The following is a 656-nucleotide window of genomic DNA, read 5'->3' as shown; positions in this document are numbered from 1 at the left end:
CCGGTGCCGCTGACGACCCTGACGGTCGAGGCGCTGAAGGACTTCGGGCTCTCCCGCAAGGAGGCCGAGCGGTCCAAGAACATGTTCGCGCTCGGGCTGCTCAGCTGGATGTACCACCGGCCGACCGAGGGCACCGAGAGGTTCCTGCGGGCCAAGTTCGCCAAGAGGCCGCAGATCGCCGAGGCGAACGTGGCCGCCTTCCGGGCCGGCTGGAACTTCGGCGAGACCACCGAGGACTTCGCCGTCTCCTACGAGGTCGCCCCCGCCACCCAGGCGTTCCCGGCCGGCACCTACCGCAGCATCTCCGGCAACCTGGCCCTGTCCTACGGGCTGATCGCCGCCTCCGAGCAGGCCGACCTGCCGCTGTATCTCGGCTCCTACCCGATCACGCCGGCCTCGGACATCCTGCACGAGCTGTCCAGGCACAAGAACTTCGGCGTGCGTACCTTCCAGGCCGAGGACGAGATCGCCGGCATCGGCGCCGCACTGGGCGCCGCGTTCGGCGGGGCGCTCGGCGTGACCACCACCTCCGGCCCCGGTGTGGCACTGAAGTCCGAGACCATCGGCCTGGCCGTCTCGCTGGAGCTGCCGCTGCTGATCGTCGACATCCAGCGCGGCGGGCCCTCCACCGGCCTGCCCACCAAGACCGAGCAGGC

The 656-nt window shown here is 70.6% G+C and carries 1 protein-coding gene; it reads left to right on the top strand.

The features are described from left to right. Positions 1-656: 2-oxoacid:acceptor oxidoreductase family protein (locus tag NLX86_RS34275; RefSeq protein WP_254375729.1), on the top strand; the 656-nt coding region annotated here is incomplete at both ends.

This window comes from Streptomyces sp. A3M-1-3, from assembly GCF_024213665.1.
In the GTDB taxonomy this organism is placed as follows: domain Bacteria; phylum Actinomycetota; class Actinomycetes; order Streptomycetales; family Streptomycetaceae; genus Streptomyces.
Note: the sequence above shows the minus strand (reverse complement) of the source record. Positions and strands in the feature narration are given on the sequence as shown.